General features: G+C 37.2%; 16 protein-coding genes and 1 other annotated feature. Of the genes, 12 read left to right on the forward strand and 4 right to left on the reverse strand.

Going from position 1 to position 16,387, the window contains the following annotated elements; translation table 11 throughout:
* Positions 1–192 precede the first annotated feature (192 nt).
* Positions 193–465 (forward strand): DUF1294 domain-containing protein, encoded by a 273-nt coding sequence (locus tag NYQ66_RS04625; protein WP_311202005.1) that lies wholly within the window; start codon positions 193–195, stop codon positions 463–465.
* A 67-nt stretch (positions 466–532) separates the two neighbouring features.
* Positions 533–1,108, forward strand: coding sequence for a TVP38/TMEM64 family protein (locus tag NYQ66_RS04630; RefSeq protein WP_259867363.1), 576 nt, complete (start codon positions 533–535; stop codon positions 1,106–1,108).
* A 65-nt stretch (positions 1,109–1,173) separates the two neighbouring features.
* Here the strand turns inward: NYQ66_RS04630 and NYQ66_RS04635 are convergent, their stop codons facing one another.
* Positions 1,174–1,563 (reverse strand): sigma-w pathway protein ysdB, encoded by a 390-nt coding sequence (locus NYQ66_RS04635; RefSeq protein WP_259867366.1) that lies wholly within the window; start codon positions 1,561–1,563, stop codon positions 1,174–1,176.
* 129 nt (positions 1,564–1,692) lie between these two features.
* On the opposite strand from NYQ66_RS04635, the gene NYQ66_RS04640 reads away from it, so the two are divergent.
* Together NYQ66_RS04640 and NYQ66_RS04645 are read left to right on the forward strand one after the other, a co-directional pair.
* Positions 1,693–2,184 carry a dUTP diphosphatase gene (locus NYQ66_RS04640; RefSeq protein WP_259867368.1) on the forward strand — a complete coding sequence of 164 codons (492 nt, stop codon included), beginning with the start codon at positions 1,693–1,695 and terminating at the stop codon, positions 2,182–2,184.
* Positions 2,185–2,266: 82 nt separating this feature from the next.
* Positions 2,267–3,352, forward strand: a complete 1,086-nt coding sequence (locus NYQ66_RS04645; protein ID WP_259867370.1) for a M42 family metallopeptidase — start codon at positions 2,267–2,269, stop codon at positions 3,350–3,352.
* 44 nt (positions 3,353–3,396) lie between these two features.
* Here NYQ66_RS04645 and NYQ66_RS04650 read toward each other — a convergent pair whose 3' ends face one another.
* The gene (locus tag NYQ66_RS04650) at positions 3,397–4,014 is read right to left on the reverse strand and encodes a lytic transglycosylase domain-containing protein (protein WP_259867373.1); all 618 of its coding nucleotides are present in this window, start codon (positions 4,012–4,014) and stop codon (positions 3,397–3,399) included.
* Between the two features lie 126 nt (positions 4,015–4,140).
* Complete coding sequence (sspI, locus tag NYQ66_RS04655; protein ID WP_259867375.1) at positions 4,141–4,356, reverse strand: small acid-soluble spore protein SspI; 216 nt, start codon at positions 4,354–4,356, stop codon at positions 4,141–4,143.
* A 140-nt stretch (positions 4,357–4,496) separates the two neighbouring features.
* Between sspI and NYQ66_RS04660 the strand changes: the two genes are divergently transcribed.
* The 3 genes from NYQ66_RS04660 to pheT all read left to right on the forward strand — a co-directional run bounded on the left by NYQ66_RS04660 (position 4,497) and on the right by pheT (position 9,120).
* Positions 4,497–5,240, forward strand: coding sequence for a TrmH family RNA methyltransferase (locus NYQ66_RS04660; RefSeq protein WP_259867377.1), 744 nt, complete (start codon positions 4,497–4,499; stop codon positions 5,238–5,240).
* A 91-nt stretch (positions 5,241–5,331) separates the two neighbouring features.
* Positions 5,332–5,564, forward strand: a binding site (T-box leader).
* Between the two features lie 79 nt (positions 5,565–5,643).
* Complete coding sequence (pheS, locus tag NYQ66_RS04665) at positions 5,644–6,678, forward strand: phenylalanine--tRNA ligase subunit alpha (RefSeq protein WP_259867380.1); 1,035 nt, start codon at positions 5,644–5,646, stop codon at positions 6,676–6,678.
* Positions 6,679–6,693: 15 nt separating this feature from the next.
* The gene (pheT, locus tag NYQ66_RS04670; RefSeq protein ID WP_259867382.1) at positions 6,694–9,120 is read left to right on the forward strand and encodes a phenylalanine--tRNA ligase subunit beta; all 2,427 of its coding nucleotides are present in this window, start codon (positions 6,694–6,696) and stop codon (positions 9,118–9,120) included.
* Between the two features lie 420 nt (positions 9,121–9,540).
* On the opposite strand, the gene rnhC is transcribed toward pheT, so the two are convergent.
* On the reverse strand, positions 9,541–10,479 hold the full coding sequence (rnhC, locus tag NYQ66_RS04675) for a ribonuclease HIII (protein ID WP_259867384.1): 939 nt from the start codon (positions 10,477–10,479) through the stop codon (positions 9,541–9,543).
* Between the two features lie 212 nt (positions 10,480–10,691).
* Between rnhC and zapA the strand changes: the two genes are divergently transcribed.
* The 5 genes from zapA (at position 10,692) to NYQ66_RS04700 (ending at position 16,150) form a co-directional block, all read left to right on the forward strand.
* Complete coding sequence (gene zapA, locus NYQ66_RS04680) at positions 10,692–10,967, forward strand: cell division protein ZapA (protein ID WP_259867386.1); 276 nt, start codon at positions 10,692–10,694, stop codon at positions 10,965–10,967.
* On the forward strand, positions 10,960–11,496 hold the full coding sequence (locus tag NYQ66_RS04685) for a CvpA family protein (protein ID WP_259867388.1): 537 nt from the start codon (positions 10,960–10,962) through the stop codon (positions 11,494–11,496). The genes zapA and NYQ66_RS04685 overlap by 8 nt, the downstream gene beginning before the upstream one ends.
* A gap of 140 nt (positions 11,497–11,636) precedes the next feature.
* Positions 11,637–13,355 (forward strand): DNA polymerase/3'-5' exonuclease PolX, encoded by a 1,719-nt coding sequence (gene polX, locus NYQ66_RS04690; protein WP_259867390.1) that lies wholly within the window; start codon positions 11,637–11,639, stop codon positions 13,353–13,355.
* 13 nt (positions 13,356–13,368) lie between these two features.
* Positions 13,369–15,711 (forward strand): endonuclease MutS2, encoded by a 2,343-nt coding sequence (locus tag NYQ66_RS04695; RefSeq protein WP_259867392.1) that lies wholly within the window; start codon positions 13,369–13,371, stop codon positions 15,709–15,711.
* Positions 15,712–15,742: 31 nt separating this feature from the next.
* Positions 15,743–16,150, forward strand: coding sequence for a DUF350 domain-containing protein (locus NYQ66_RS04700; protein ID WP_259867394.1), 408 nt, complete (start codon positions 15,743–15,745; stop codon positions 16,148–16,150).
* The last annotated feature ends 237 nt before the right edge of the window (positions 16,151–16,387 follow it).

The following is a 16,387-nucleotide window of genomic DNA, read 5'->3' on the forward strand; positions in this document are numbered from 1 at the left end:
GACCCCGCAGTGAGCGCTCTTTGCGAATGAGGAGGCTGAGGCGTTCCCCACGGAAAGCGAGTGTTTTTCCGTAGCGGCGTATTACCACTCATCTAGTAAGTGCGTAAGGAAGTAAGAAAATCGTTAACTGCACAGTATGGATCAACTGCGCCATAGATAAACAATGTACCAGCAAGGATATGGAGGGGTCGTATGTTAGGTATGGAGGTTCTATGGATCTACCTCATTATCGTTAATCTACTTGCATACATATTAATGGGGATAGATAAAAAACGTGCTAGAAATAATCAATGGCGAATAAGTGAAAAAACATTATGGCTAGTTGCATTCGTTGGTGGTTCTTTTGGGGCGCTAATAGGAATGATAAGCTACAGACATAAGACAAAGCACTTTTCATTTAAATATGGTTTACGGTTATTAGCGCTTATTCATATTTTATTAGTCTATTACGTATTCACCAAATAATTATGTAATATGTGTCATAATAGCTCGTCTACTGTCATATATATAGAGAACATAGGAGGGGCATAATATGGAGTATGTGAGTACTTATTTAATGGCCATTATTGAGACGGGTGGATTGTTAGCGCCATTACTATTCATTGGTATTCATCTTCTACGACCATTATTTTTTCTTCCAGTTGTTTTTATTTGTATTTCTGGAGGCTTGTTATTTGGCACAGTAGCTGGTACTCTTTATTCCATTATTGGTATTACGCTTTCAAGTCTAATCTTCTATCGGATGGCACAATGGATGCCAAAAACAGTGGATAAACTTGTGCGGATGAAACAAAAAATGGTTGGTAGTCATTCCAAGTTAACAACGTCTCAAGTTGCTTTGCTTCGACTTATACCTTTTATCCATTTTCATTTGTTGTCGTTATGTATTTTGGAAGTAGCAACGGATTTTAGAGGATATTTAAAAGCATCTTTTGTTTCGAATATTCCAATAGCGGTAGTGTACACAAGTGTTGGAAAAACCATGTCAACCTTCTCTCCATTAATCACCGTATGCTTACTGATCAGCTTATTGCCATGTATTTATTTGTTAAGAAGAAAAGAAATTACAATGAAATGGGAAGATTTTTTTCAAACAAAAACGAGTTAAAAAACACTGATGCTTTCGCATCAGTGTTTTTAGTAATCAATAGTTTTCGTTCGTGATTTGCATGTTCATACTTTGTTAATAATCAGTTTATTGATTGGATGTTTCCATTCAATTGATGCAAACGGATATCGAATTAATATTTCTTCTTCTAAAAAATATAAGTCATTTCTTTCGAGTCCCTTGAGTTCACCTGGATTGTGAGCATGAACACTTATATTCACAACGTCAAATGATTTTTCAGTCGTACCCAAGTATTTTTCGCCTTCAAACATAAAACCTTTGTATGTCATCAAAAAGTTCTTCTTAATATTTTCAGTATCATCATGAAAATAAAAAGTTTTCTTTTCTTTAGCAACCTCAAGCTTTCTCTTAGGGTTCATAATGTATTTATAAGCTGTATAAAGAAGGAGAATCATAGCTATAAATATTAATAAGCGAAACAATATTACGATCATACGTACCGTCTCCTTGTATATTAGTTCATGAGTTTAATTGTCTATACGAATAAGTCGTCTACAAGGTTTCAAAAAAATAATTATTTTACATGTTATAATGAAAAGGATTTTATGTAAAGGAGAAAACAAATGAACTGGGAACCGTTATTTTCAATGCAAAAAAAATTAGATGCTTATATCCAATCTAACCATCACCTACAAACAAGCGAATTATTTGATAAAAAAATTCTTGCTCTACTTGTTGAAGTAGGTGAGTTAGCAAATGAAACGAGATGCTTTAAATTCTGGAGTAAAAAACCTCCTAGTGATCAACAAGTTATTTTAGAAGAATATGTGGATGGTATTCATTTTATTTTATCTCTTGGAATAGATAAGGGATATTCCAATTATAATGGAGAAAATAAAACCGAGCTAGTACAAAAGGACATTACACTTACATTTCATCATGTGTATGAAAAAATAATAGCATTCAAAAATGAACCAAGTAAAGCTTGTTATACACAGTTATTCGATACGTACATAAGATTAGGTGAACTTTTAGGTTTTTCAGAACAAAGTATGAGTGAAGCGTATTTAGAAAAGAATAAGGTGAATTTTGAAAGGCAAGACCAAGGATATTAAAGCTTGAATTCGAATTTTTGTTATCTATTTAGAAAAAAGTTATAATTTAAATGATGGCATTTTAACAAGGAGGATTATACATATGGCAAAGACAGATGAAACGTTAACGATGTTAAAAGATTTAACAGATGCACGTGCCATTCCGGGTAATGAAAAAGAGGCAAGAGATGTAATGACAAAATATATCTCACCCTATGCTGATGAAGTATTTACCGATAACTTAGGTAGCTTAATCGCAAAAAAAGTGGGACAAGAAAATGGTCCGAAAATTATGGTTGCTGGTCATTTAGACGAAGTTGGTTTTATGGTGACACGTATTGATGACAAAGGATTTTTGTATTTCCAAACAGTAGGTGGATGGTGGAGTCAAGTGATGCTTGCTCAACGCGTTACAATCCTTACAAAAAAAGGTGATGTAACGGGGATCATTGGTTCTAAACCACCACATATTTTACCTCCAGAGGCACGTAAGAAGCCTGTAGAGATTAAGGATATGTTCATTGATATTGGTGCTACTAGTAAAGAGGAGGCAGAAGAGTTTGGTGTGAAACCAGGAGACTCTGTAGTTCCTTACTTTGAATTCACGCAAATGAATAATGAAAAGTTACTTCTAGCAAAAGCATGGGATAACCGTATTGGTTGTGCTATTGCTATTGACGTTCTTAAGCAATTAAAAGGTGAAAAACACCCTAACGTTGTGTATGGTGTTGGAACTGTTCAAGAAGAAGTTGGGTTACGTGGAGCTAAAACATCAACAAATACGATTCAACCAGATATTGGCTTTGCTGTTGATGTAGGTATTGCAGGAGATACACCAGGTATTTCTGCAAAAGATGCAGATAGTAAGATTGGTGACGGCCCACAAATCATTCTTTATGATGCTTCCATGATTTCTCATAAAGGACTTCGTGATTTTGTAATTGATACAGCGGATGAAAATAAAATTCCTTATCAATACGCTTCTTTAGCTGGTGGTGGTACGGATTCAGGTTCGATCCACTTAACTGCAAATGGCGTACCAGCGTTGTCGATTACGATTGCCACACGATATATTCACACACATGCAGCGATTCTGCATCGTGATGATTTTGAGAATGCCGTGAAGTTGATTGTAGAAGTCATCAAAAAATTAGATAGTGATACGGTAAAAGAGATCACTTTTAACTAATAAAATAAACCTCCTCGTCAATTAAGACGAAGAGGTTTATTTTTCTATACCGTAGCTTGATAGGATCCCATGACTTTTTGGACGTAGTTTTGCGTCTCTTTAAATGGAGGAATGCCATTATATTTATCTACATTACCAGGACCTGCATTGTATGCTGCAAGGGCAAGCCTAGTATCGCCGTTGTATTTGTTTAGCATTTGCTTAAGATAGCTTGTGCCACCGTTTATGTTTTGTTCAGGATCAAAGGAGTTGGTAACACCTAATCCTCTAGCTGTTGATGGCATCAATTGCATTAAACCTTGTGCACCTGCATGACTGACTGCATTTGCATTAAAATTCGACTCGGCTTGAATAACAGATCGAATAAGTGATTGATCCACACCGTATTTATTAGAAGCCTGCGCAATAAGTTGGTCTATCTTTTCACTCGAATAAGCGGGTTGTACAGCATGCATTGCACCATTATTTAAGGCGTTTAATTGTGAGGTAGGCAGTGATGATTTAGATGCTAACGGCGCCTGAAAGTTAGATAGTTGAAGCTCTAATATTTTCTGAAATGCAACATCCATAACTGGTGATTGATAAGAAAAAGAATTACTATTATTAGTCATTAATGACATTGCCTGTAATTGCATATACTGTTGCATGTTTTTCATTTCCATTACAAATTCCCCTTATCCCTTTATGACTATGTATTAAGTTTACTTGATCAAGCTGACAGAGGCAATCTATATTTAAATATAAAAAATAAAAAGGGTCGTTCAAGTTGAACAACCCTTTTACATGCATTATGATGTTTGTTGAACTCCTTTTTCAAGGGCGGCAAGCATTTCTTGTCGATCTGTTTCGTTAGATTCTTTCCAAATTAGCTCAAACAATACACCTAGGCCTGGAAGCATTTTCTCTTCCCCATTTTCAATGGCATCAACAATGGTTTCTTGCAATTGGTCTGCGTTATTACCAGATACATTGTCTAAAATTGCTTTTCTTAAGTTCAAATCCATATGATTCACCTCTAACATAAAATTGGAATGGTAGGAAAACATAATCGTAAACTATTTCCTTGTTTTTACTACAATTAGTTTGACCAAATCGAATTAAAATATGTATGATGATATAGAAATTTCACCCAAAGGATGATTTGATGATCACATCTGTACAAAACAATAAAGTAAAAGAATGGAATAAATTAAAGAAACGAAAAGAGAGAGAAAAAAGAAACGTTTTTTTCATAGAAGGTATGCACCTAGTCCAAGAAGCTTTACATAGTAAATGGAATCTGCAAGAGGTCATTATACAAGATGGTATAGAGTTACCTGAATGGCTACAACAACATACCGTAACATACGTATCAGATCATGTATTTAAAACAATTAGTGACACCAAAGCACCACAAGGGATTGCCGCTGTAGTGGAGATGAAGCCTGCTATTCTAGACAAGTCTTTACATAAACTTGTTCTATTGGATGCCGTTCAAGATCCAGGCAACTTAGGCACAATTATCCGAACTGCAGATGCCGCGGGATTTGACGGTGTTATTTTAGGTGAGGGAACAGTGGATTTATATAACGAGAAAGTAATTCGAGCAACTCAAGGTTCATTATTTCATCTTCCAATCATCCAAAGCAATCTCTTAAAAGAGATCAATGAATTACAAAAAAACGATGTCCAAGTATGGGCTGCAACATTAGAAGGTGCTGAGTCCTATCAACAATTACCTGTTCCCGAAAAGGTCGCTTTGGTCGTAGGTAATGAGGGCGCAGGTATCGATGCTACTATTGTGCAACAGGCGGATAAAAAAGTACATATCCCTATTTTTGGACAAGCGGAATCCTTGAATGTAAGTGTAGCAACCGGCATCTTACTTTATTACATTGCAATGAAATAAGGTGAGATTAGACGGTAATAATTAGAAAAAATACGACTGAAGGTTGCATCTTTGTCTTCCTTTTTCTATAATAAGAAAATAATATGAAAATCGACAAGCAAAGAAAGAGTTAGTAAATAATTACAAAATCGTGTTTAGGGAAAAAATGCCATAGACTGCAAGCATTTTTACGAGGTAATTATTGAATTTCACTCTGGAGCTGGCACTTGGACCTTGCAAAAGCAAGTAAAGGTGTTCCGGATTAATTCCGTTATCAAACACTGAGTGGGCATATTTATATGCCAACAAGGGTGGTACCGCGATATTACAAGTCTCGTCCCTTATCTTGGGATGGGGCTTTTTTGTGTATATTCGCTTACGGTCAAAAGTCCGTTTCGTATAGATCAAAGAGGAGGTATTTACATTGAAGGAACGTTTACAAGAATTACAAACAGAAGCGTTAGCTAAAGTGGAAGAAGCGTCATCGTTACAAGAGCTACAAGATATTCGAGTTGCTTATCTTGGAAAAAAAGGGCCAATCACTGAAGTGCTACGTGGGATGGGTAAACTGTCAAAAGAAGAGCGTCCTGTAATTGGTGACTTAGCCAATAAGGTACGTGAAGCGATTGCGACTGAATTGGATGCAAAAAAAGCGAACTTAGAAGCAGTAGAGTTAGAGAAAAAGTTAGAAGAAGAGCAAATCGATGTTACGTTACCAGGCAGACCCGTACAAGTCGGAGGTCCACATCTTCTAACAAGTATCGTTGAAGAAATAGAAGATCTGTTTATTAGCATGGGCTTTGAAGTCCGTGAAGGGCCAGAGGTAGAAACAGACTACTATAATTTTGAAGCATTGAATTTACCTAAAGGACATCCAGCGCGTGATATGCAAGATTCTTTCTATATTACAGAAGAGTTGCTGCTACGTACACATACATCTCCCGTACAGGCGCGTACAATGGGTGAATACAAAGGTTCGCAGCCAGTGAAAATGATTTGTCCTGGTAAAGTGTATCGCCGTGATACGGATGACGCAACGCATTCACATCAGTTCACACAAGTGGAAGGTCTTTATGTGGATAAAGATGTTCGTATGAGTGATTTGAAAGGCGTATTAAATCGTTTTGCAAAGCAATTTTTTGGTGAAGAACGAGAAATTCGCTTACGTCCTAGTTTCTTCCCTTTTACAGAACCATCGGTAGAAATGGATATCTCTTGTAAGGTATGTCATGGCAAAGGTTGTTCTGTGTGTAAAGGTACTGGTTGGATCGAAATCCTAGGTGGTGGAATGGTTCATCCACGTGTATTAGAAATGGCTGGTTACGATCCTAACGTGTATAGCGGTTTTGCTTTTGGTATGGGACCTGAGCGTATCGCCATGCTTAAATACGGTGTAGATGATATTCGTCATTTCTATACGAATGATGTCAGATTCCTAAAGCAGTACCATAAGGCGTAAAGGGGAGGGTAAAACATGTTTGTATCATTAAATTGGTTAAAAAATTATGTGGACATAGATGGAATTTCTCCAGAAGAGTTGGCGGAGAAAATTACGAAGACAGGGATCGAAGTAGAAGGTATTGAATACCTTGCAGCACAAAGTACCAATGTTGTTGTGGGTTATGTGAAATCGTGTGAAAAACACCCGAATGCAGACAAATTAAACTTATGTCAGGTCGATGTTGGTGAAGAAGAACTTCAGATTATTTGTGGTGCACCAAACATTGCACAAGGTCAAAAAGTAGCAGTAGCCAAACCTGGTGCTGTATTGCCTGGTAATTTCAAAATTAAAAAAGCAAAGCTTCGTGGTGTAGAATCGAACGGAATGATCTGTTCTATGCAGGAGCTTGGTATTGAAGAGAAATTTGTTCCGAAAGAAGTGGCGGATGGCATTTTTGTATTTCCTGAAGACGCGGAAGTTGGAGCAAGTGCGATTGAACTACTTAACTTAGACGATGCTATTTTAGAGCTTGGTTTAACGCCAAACCGCTCTGATGCATTAAGCATGCTAGGCGTAGCATATGAAGTAGCTGCCATTCTAGATAAGCCGGTTCAAATTCCGGATGAAACAGTGGCTGCAGTAGAAGAAAAAGCATCTGATTATGTTTCCGTAAAAGTGGAAGATGCCGAATTAAATCCATATTACGGCGCTTTTGTCATCAAGGATATTAAAGTAGGTCCTGCTCCATTATGGATGCGCAATTATTTGATTGCTGCAGGTATTCGTCCAATCAACAATGTTGTTGATATCACAAACTACGTATTACTTGAATACGGTCAACCGCTTCATGCGTTTGATTATGATCAGTTTGGTTCAAAAGAAATCGTTGTTCGTAGAGCAAAACAAGCTGAAACAATGGTTACGCTTGATGATCAAGAGAGAACATTAAAAACAGATCACTTAGTAATTACCAATGGAGAAGTACCGACTGCATTAGCTGGTGTAATGGGTGGAGCTAATTCTGAAGTTTCTAATGAAACAACAACAGTTTTATTAGAGGCTGCTTATTTTAGTCCTGTTGCAGTTCGAACTGCTTCAAAGGATCATGGCCTACGGAGTGAATCGAGTACAAGATTTGAAAAAGGCGTTGATCCAGACCGTGTGAAACGTGCTGGCTTCCGTGCTGCACAATTATTAAGTAAATATGCGAACGGAACAATACTAGCTGATGTTGTGGAATTTGATCAATTGGATAAAACAGAAGCTCAAGTAGAAATCCAGACTAGTAACATCAATGCACGTCTTGGAACGGAAATTAATGATGAGCAGATCGCTGATATTCTACGTAAATTGAACTTCAATTATGATCAAGACGGTGAAAACTTCACAGTCCACGTGCCAACAAGACGTCAGGATATTACTATATTTGAAGATATGATCGAAGAGGTTGCTCGTATTTATGGTTACGACAACTTGCCTTTTACGCTACCACAGGGAGCAAGTCAAGCGGGCGGTCTAACAGAACAACAACTGTTAAAGCGTACTATTAAAAATTACTTTGAAGGCGCAGGCCTAATGGAAGCAATCACTTACTCTTTAACTACAAAAGATCGAGCGACGATGCTTGTGAGCCCAGAGATAAAGGCAGAGGCTGTTACGCCAGTAGCATTATCCATGCCTATGAGTGAAGAGCACAGCACATTACGTTTAAGTATTTTACCTGAAATGCTTAGTTCTTTATCGTATAACTTAGCAAGGAAGCAAGTAAATCTTGGTTATTATGAAGTAGGGACAGTCTTTGTATCGAATCAAGAAACAGTGACGGAGCAACCGAATGAAAAGTTAAGAGCATCAGGTGCTTTAACTGGTGAATGGGTAACAAACCCTTGGCAACAAGAAAAGAAAATGGCGGATTTCTTTGTTGTTAAAGGCATCCTGGAAGGTCTTTTTGATAAACTTAACGTTACTGTAGAATTCAAACAGGCTAAGATTGATGGGATGCATCCAGGGAGAACAGCGCAGTTGTTTATTGGAGAGCAGCCTATAGGTTTTGTTGGTCAAGTTCATCCTAAATTGCAAAAAGATAATGATTTGAAAGATACGTATGTCTTTGATCTAGATTTAGATTATATTTTTGACATACATGAGAATGAACCTAGTTTTGCCAAAATTCCACGTTTCCCTTCCGTATCAAGGGATATCGCTCTTGTAGTGGATGAATCCCTTCGCGCAGGTGAAGTGCAGACAACAATTGAAAATGCTGGAGGAGCATTGGTGAAAGAAGTGCAAGTATTTGATGTGTACCAAGGTGAACATTTACCGGAAGGCAAAAAGTCGATTGCATTTAATATCCTGTACTTAGATCCAGAAAGAACCTTAAAAGATGAAGAGGTAGAAGAATCCTATCAAGCCATTCTAGCTGCGGTGGAAGAAGCGCATCAAGCAGAATTGAGAGGGTAAATAAAAATGAGAGACTTCCGTGGATGGAAGTCTCTCATTTTTTTGTATTTAGTAGAGTTTTTCGTATATGTGATTTTTGTGAATGTGTTGAATTATATGGACAGATAAGAGTTCCATTCTCAGTTTGAACTGTCAAAAGAAGCAGGGTATTGACAGGTAAGAGCTCTATTCGGAGTTTGAACTGTCAAAAGAAGCAAGGTATTGACAGGTAAGAGCTCTATTCGGAGTTTGAACTGTCAAAAGAAGCAAGGTATTGACAGGTAAGAGCTCTATTCGGAGTTTGAACTGTCAAAAGAAGCAAGGTATTGACAGGTAAGAGCTCCATCCGCAGTTTGAACTGTCAAAAGAAGCAGGGTATTGGCAGATAAGAGCTCCATCCCCGGTTGGATCTGTTATCAAAAAAATCACCCCAACAAAAGACTACCTCACATACTTTAATGCTTTCTCTGTATTCGCAAAATGCACCTTTGCGTATCTTTCCATTTCCTCAATACCGTCACGTTTAATAATCTGTGCAGCGGCTTGATCTACTTTTTGAGACGCTCCTTTTGGTATGGTAATACCTGCTTCCTTAGAAAGTTTATCCATTTGTTTTACAAAACTAGCGCGGGCGATAATCGAACCTGCTGCAACTGCAATGGAATAACTTTCAGCTTTTGTCATGAAATAAACATTTTTTTGTAGAGATGCTTTTTCCGATTTTAAATGATTCATATACACCCCAGGTTGGGAAAACTGGTCGATTAATATGCCCTCTGGTTGTGTGGGTGCGATTTTTTCTAATAGTTTCGTGATCGCGTGGTGGTGTAGCATTGTTTTCATTTTACCTTGAGACCAACCTTTCCTTTGAAGGCGATTGTACTTTTCATTATGTAAAATGACTAAAGAATAGGGAAGCTTCATCTGTATAAGTTGTTTTGCAATCGATTGGATCATATCATCTGTTAAGTTTTTCGAGTCTTTTACGCCAATCTCTTTTAATAAAGGGATTTGATCTTTGGAAACATATGCAGCTGCAACGGTGATAGGTCCAAAATAGTCCCCAGTTCCAGCTTCATCTGAGCCAACGTGGTTGCTCTCAAATAAACTTGGTGAAGGCGCATATCTGTGTGTGGAAGCTGCACTCTTTTTTTTCTGTTGTGTAGGTGAACCTGCTTTTACATCTCCCCATCTTTTTGCTTCTATTTCTGGAGCTTTCCCTTGGAACAAGACTTTTCCAGAGTTATAAGCGGTAATAGAGCTATTCGGCGTTTTTGCAGCAAAAACTGCGCCAGGTGGTGTTGTCTTTAATGCGTTAGCATAATGGTTCTTCATTTTCATAATTTCCGATTGTGTTAATTTTAGTACAATTTGGCCCATGTTAATCTCTCCAATTTTATATTCCTGCTATAAGGATGACCGAAATAGGAAGGACATTCTTACTAGTTTGAAACATTCTCTGTTATGATATGATACACTTTTATCATACTTTCTAGTATATCAAAGATTAATGGTCACAGAATAGTTTCCTAAATGATAGTCTTCATGTTAATATTAAATTTAGGATTTGATAGAAATGAGGGGGTATGGTCGTGTCCCAATCTGACAAAACACGTGCTACTGTTGATATATACGGTAGATCCTATACTATTGTAGGTGAAGAACAAGCACATCATGTAAGAATGGTAGCTAGTCTTGTTGACCAAAAAATGCGAGAAATTCATGACGCGAATAAAAGCTTAGACACTACTAAATTAGCTGTGCTTACAGCAGTAAATACAATGAATGATTATTTGAAATTAAAAGAAGATTATACAGAACTACTAGGTTCAATAAAAAAGAAAGAGGATCAAGAAAAACATGATTGATTTACTTTTATTGGGAATACTAATTTTAGGTTTACTTATCGGGTTAAAAAGAGGTTTTATTTTACAACTATTTCATCTTATTGGATTTATTGTATCCTTTATTATCGCTGCACTTTACTATGATGATCTTGCATCAAAATTAGATATGTGGATCCCATATCCAGACCTTCCTGAAGGGGAAACATGGGCAGTATTTTTAGATACACTACCTTTAGAGACAGCGTTTTATAACGCAATTGCATTTGCAGCTTTGTTCTTTGTATCAAAGATCATCTTACAGATCATTGCGACCATGCTTGATTTTGTTGCCGACCTACCAATACTAAACTGGGTGAATGGCATTTTAGGTGCCATATTAGGTTTTGTAGAAACATATCTGTTGTTATTTATTTTTATTTACATAATAGCTTTAGCACCTGTTACGTTTATTCAAGATCTACTTGACCAGTCTTCTGTAGCAGGATATATGGTAGAAAAAACGCCAATCTTCTCTAATGAAATTAAAAACTTCTTGTTTGGTGAAGATTAATATAAATAAAACCTTTAACGGAGTAAAATAGAACTAAACTCAAAAACCCTTGCAGCATACAGCAAGGGTTTTTAACAACTAGGGTTGAACTAGATGAATTACAAGCAAAGCTTGAAAAAAATTTAAGGTGGTGCAAAAGTATGGCGATCGATAAAAAAGATGTAATTAAATTGCTTGAAACAATCGCCGTGTATTTAGAATTAAAGGGAGAAAATCCGTTTAAAATAGCAGCATATCGAAAAGCTGCTCAAGCTTTAGAAGCTGACGATCGATCTTTAAGTGAAATAGATGACTTCACAAAATTAAATGGAGTTGGAAAGGGTACCGCTGCAGTTATTGATGAATTTATTAAAGATGAACAATCAGACACTTTACAACAACTTCAACAAGAAGTTCCAGAAGGGTTAATCCCATTACTTCAATTGCCTGGTTTAGGCGGTAAGAAATTATCAAAGCTCTACCAAGAGTTAGGCGTGATTGATGCAGCCTCGCTCAAACAAGCGTGTGAGGATGGCAAAGTCGAAGCATTAAAAGGTTTCGGTAAAAAAACGGCCGAAAAGATTCTAAAAGCACTAGAAGAAGCATCAAGTAGACCTGAACGACTTCCACTTGCCTTTATGCTTCCAATTGTGGAAAGGATTGAAGCCTTTCTAGGAGAAATGAATGAGGTTGAAAAGTTCTCTAGAGCTGGAAGTGTTCGTCGCATGCGGGAAACAAGTAAGGATTTAGATTTTATCATTGCTTCACATTCCCCATTAAAAATCAGAGATCAATTGTTGAAGATGAATGGAATAAAAGAAACAATTGCTTCTGGTGAAACGAAAGTGTCCGTCGTACTTTCTGAAGGTTATGATGTTGGTGTTGATTTTCGAATTGTTACACCAGAAGAATTTGCTACAACACTCCATCATTTTACCGGTTCAAAAGACCATAATGTGGCAATGAGACAGTTAGCAAAAGCCCAGGGTGAAAAGATAAGTGAATATGGCGTCGAAAATGTTGAAACAAGTGAAGTGAAAAGATTTGAGACAGAGGAAGCATTTTTTAAACACTTTGGACTCACCTACATTCCACCTGAGATTCGAGAAAATAATGGCGAAATAGAAGCTTCTAAAAATAAGATAGATCTTGTTAGCTATCAAGATATCCGTGGCGATTTACATATGCACACTTCATGGAGTGATGGGGCCCAGTCGGTTGAGGAAATGGTTTCGATAGCAATCAACCGTGGGTACGATTATACTGCGATTACCGATCACTCGAAATATTTAAAAGTTGCAAATGGTCTAGATGAGCAAAGGTTACGCAAACAACGAGAAGAAATTGAACGGCTAAGAGAAAAGTATCCAGACTTCCATATTTTTGCGGGAGTCGAGATGGATATTTTACCAGACGGATCGCTAGATTTTGATGATGCGTTTTTAAGTGAGATGGATTATGTTATCGGAGCCATTCATTCAAGTTTTAATCAAACACAGGAACAAATCATGGGAAGATTAACAGCGGCATTAGAAAATCCATACGTGAATGTCATTGCACATCCCACAGGCCGTCTGATAGGTAGACGAAAGGGCTATGACGTTGATGTGGAGCAATTAATCAAACGTGCGAAAGAAACCGGAACAGTTCTCGAGTTAAATGCCAATCCAAATCGGTTTGATCTAGCTGCAGAATGGGTGAAGTACGCCCAGGAACAGGGTGTGTATATTGCAGTAAACACCGATGCGCACAGTTATAAAACATTGGATTTTATGGAAGTGGGTATTGGTGTAGCACGTAGAGGATGGTTAAAGAAAGAAACAGTGATCAACACGTGGTCTAAGGAAGAGTTGATCCAATTATTCCGTAGTAAAGGGTAAAGGGGTTACTAGAGTGAATCAACGTATTTATAATGTACTTGAGTACAATAAAATAAAAAGCATGTTGAATGAGCAAGCTTCATCTTCATTAGGAAAAGAGAAAACAAACGCACTGAAGCCTTCAACAGATTTGGAAGAAATAATAAAGTGGCAAGAACAAACAGATGAAGCGGCAGATGTCCTTCGATTAAAAGGCCATGTACCACTTGGTGGGATATTTGATATTAAACCAAGTATAAAACGCGCGATGATTGGTGGTATATTAAACGCGAATGAATGCTTAGATGTAGCAAGTACCATTTATGGTGGTAGGCAGTTAAAAAGCTTCATAGAAGCTATGGAAGAGCCTGCATTACCAATCTTACGCGATCTAACAGCACAAATCGTATCGTTAAATGAGTTAGAAAGACAAATAAAGAGCTGTATTGATGATCATGGTCATGTGATGGACGGTGCCTCAGACAAGTTACGATCTATCCGTACTAAAATTAGAACGAACGAAAGTAGAGTACGTGACAAGCTAGAGAACTTTACGAGAACAAAAACAAAAATGTTATCGGATGCGATTGTGACGATTCGAAATGATCGATACGTACTTCCGGTAAAACAGGAATATAGAGGAGCAATAGGCGGTATTGTTCATGATCAATCTGCGTCAGGAGCAACTTTATTTATGGAGCCACAAGCTGTTGTGGAAATTAACAATCAGTTACAAGCAGCCAGAGTTGACGAGAAAAATGAAGTTGAGCGAATTCTGAGACAATTGACGGAACGAATTGCTGAAGACCAAGGATTTCTATATCAAAATGTTGAAGCATTAGGTCAAATTGATTTTATGTTTGCTAGAGCAAAGCTTGCGAAGGTAATGCGAGCATCAAAGCCAAAAATGAACGATCAAGGCATCATAAAAATGAAACAAGCGAGACACCCTTTAATTACGGACGAGGAAGTAGTTCCAAATGATGTTGAACTAGGTGAGAATTATACTTCAATCGTTATTACGGGACCAAATACAGGTGGTAAAACGGTAACATTAAAGATGGTAGGTTTATGTACATTAATGGCTCAATCTGGCTTGCAGGTTCCTGCACTTGATGGTTGTGAAATGGCAGTATTTTCAAATGTATTTGCAGATATTGGTGATGAACAATCGATTGAACAAAGCTTAAGTACTTTTTCCTCTCATATGACTAATATTGTTAAGATTCTGGAACAGGTTGATTATCAAACTTTGGTATTATTTGATGAGCTCGGTGCTGGAACAGATCCACAAGAAGGTGCCGCATTAGCAATGGCCATTTTAGATGAAGTGGTACAGCGAGGAGCAAGAATTATTGCAACGACGCACTATCCTGAATTAAAAGCGTATGGTTACAACAGAGAAGGTGTCACCAATGCATCAGTGGAATTTGATGTAGAGACATTAAAACCTACGTACCGACTATTGATCGGTGTACCAGGTAGAAGTAATGCATTTGAGATTTCGCGCAGACTAGGATTACGCTCTTCCATTATTGAAACAGCTAAATCACATATCGGTACGGATTCTAAAAGCGTTGAGAATATGATTGCATCATTGGAAGATTCCCGTAGAGGTGCGGAGCGAGATTATGAAGAAGCAGAAATCACCTTACAAAAAGCAGAAGATTTAAGAAATGATCTTCAAAGGCAATGGGATCAATTCGAACAAAAGAGAGAAGAATTGTATAAAAAGGCAGAGGAAAAGGCTGAAAAGGCAATTCAAAAAGCACGTGAGGAAGCAGAAACAATTGTTGCAGAGTTACGTACGATGAAAAATGAAGCTAGTCTTAAAGAGCATGAATGGATTGAAGCGAGAAAACTACTAGATGAAGCACAACCTTCTTTAGCAAAAAAGAAAACAGAAAAAGAATCAAAAGTAAACCAAACGAAACAGTTGCAGCCTGGAGATGAAGTTAGATTATTAACGCTTGATCAAAAAGGTACGATTATTGAAAAGGTAAATGCTAAAGAATATCAAGTCCAAGTCGGTATTATGAAAATAAAAGCGAAACAAAAAGACTTACAATTCGTAAAGAGAGAAGAACCTTTAATTGAAAAACCAATGGCAACTGTAAAAGGGTCTGCTTACCATGTGAAAACGGAGCTTGATCTTCGTGGGGAAAGATTTGAAGACGCATTGATTCAAGTAGAGAAATATGTCGATGACGCGCTCTTAGCTGGGTATTCAAGTGTATCGATTATTCATGGTAAAGGAACAGGAGCCTTGAGAAAAGGTGTACAAGATTTTGCGAAGAGGCATTCAAGAATTAGTGACTATCGTGTTGGTGGAATGAATGAAGGCGGAAGCGGCGTAACGATCTTTGAATTCCGTTAAGTCTTACTAAAATGAAAAATGAGGTGGGATAATGACAGCATTTTGGGAAAATACTTTTGTAGAGACTGCTGCTAGGTATAGTGTAGCAGTCCTATGTCTTGTTGTTTTTCTAGCAATCTTTGAAATTGTAACTTCTTATAAAAATTGGGAAGAGATAAAAAAAGGTAACTTCTCTGTTGCAATGGCAACGGGTGGAAAGATCTTTGGTATTGCAAATATATTTCGTTTTTCGATTGCACACAATGATACAATCCTAGAAAGTATTACATGGGGGGCTTTTGGATTTTTACTCCTATTGAGTGGTTATTTTATTTTTGAATTTCTAACCCCTACATACAAAATTGATGAGGAGATCGCGAAGGACAATCGTGCGGTCGGTTTTATTTCTATGATAATTTCAATTGGTTTATCGTTTGTGATTGGATCTAGTATTGGGTAAGAGGAGAGGTATGCGTTGAAAACACTTGCAAAGGTTTTGGCAGTAGTCGCCGCATTATTTATGATTGTAGGTATTATATTTATCTTTATAAATAGTTAATTTATGAAAATGACGGATTCCTCCGTTGTTTTCTTTTTTACTGTAAAAATGACGAGGGTTCTAAGAAAAAATTTAACTTACTTTAAATATTAAAAAATAAAAATATTTTAAAAATTGGCTTTAGTCGTTATAATAGAA

It is taken from the genome of Aquibacillus koreensis (assembly GCF_025154055.1).
In the GTDB taxonomy this organism is placed as follows: Bacteria; Bacillota; Bacilli; order Bacillales; family Amphibacillaceae; genus Aquibacillus_C; species Aquibacillus_C koreensis.

Coding starts and splice junctions, on each gene's coding strand:
- sspI (WP_259867375.1), bottom strand. CDS start 4,356: ATGGATTTGAACTTAAGAAAAGCAATTTTAGACAATGTATCTGGTAAT.
- polX (WP_259867390.1), top strand. CDS start 11,637: ATGGCGATCGATAAAAAAGATGTAATTAAATTGCTTGAAACAATCGCC.
- NYQ66_RS04625 (WP_311202005.1), top strand. CDS start 193: ATGTTAGGTATGGAGGTTCTATGGATCTACCTCATTATCGTTAATCTA.
- NYQ66_RS04630 (WP_259867363.1), top strand. CDS start 533: ATGGAGTATGTGAGTACTTATTTAATGGCCATTATTGAGACGGGTGGA.
- NYQ66_RS04650 (WP_259867373.1), bottom strand. CDS start 4,014: ATGGAAATGAAAAACATGCAACAGTATATGCAATTACAGGCAATGTCA.
- NYQ66_RS04700 (WP_259867394.1), top strand. CDS start 15,743: ATGACAGCATTTTGGGAAAATACTTTTGTAGAGACTGCTGCTAGGTAT.
- pheT (WP_259867382.1), top strand. CDS start 6,694: ATGTTTGTATCATTAAATTGGTTAAAAAATTATGTGGACATAGATGGA.
- NYQ66_RS04635 (WP_259867366.1), bottom strand. CDS start 1,563: ATGATCGTAATATTGTTTCGCTTATTAATATTTATAGCTATGATTCTC.
- NYQ66_RS04640 (WP_259867368.1), top strand. CDS start 1,693: ATGAACTGGGAACCGTTATTTTCAATGCAAAAAAAATTAGATGCTTAT.
- NYQ66_RS04660 (WP_259867377.1), top strand. CDS start 4,497: ATGATCACATCTGTACAAAACAATAAAGTAAAAGAATGGAATAAATTA.
- NYQ66_RS04685 (WP_259867388.1), top strand. CDS start 10,960: ATGATTGATTTACTTTTATTGGGAATACTAATTTTAGGTTTACTTATC.
- NYQ66_RS04645 (WP_259867370.1), top strand. CDS start 2,267: ATGGCAAAGACAGATGAAACGTTAACGATGTTAAAAGATTTAACAGAT.
- rnhC (WP_259867384.1), bottom strand. CDS start 10,479: ATGGGCCAAATTGTACTAAAATTAACACAATCGGAAATTATGAAAATG.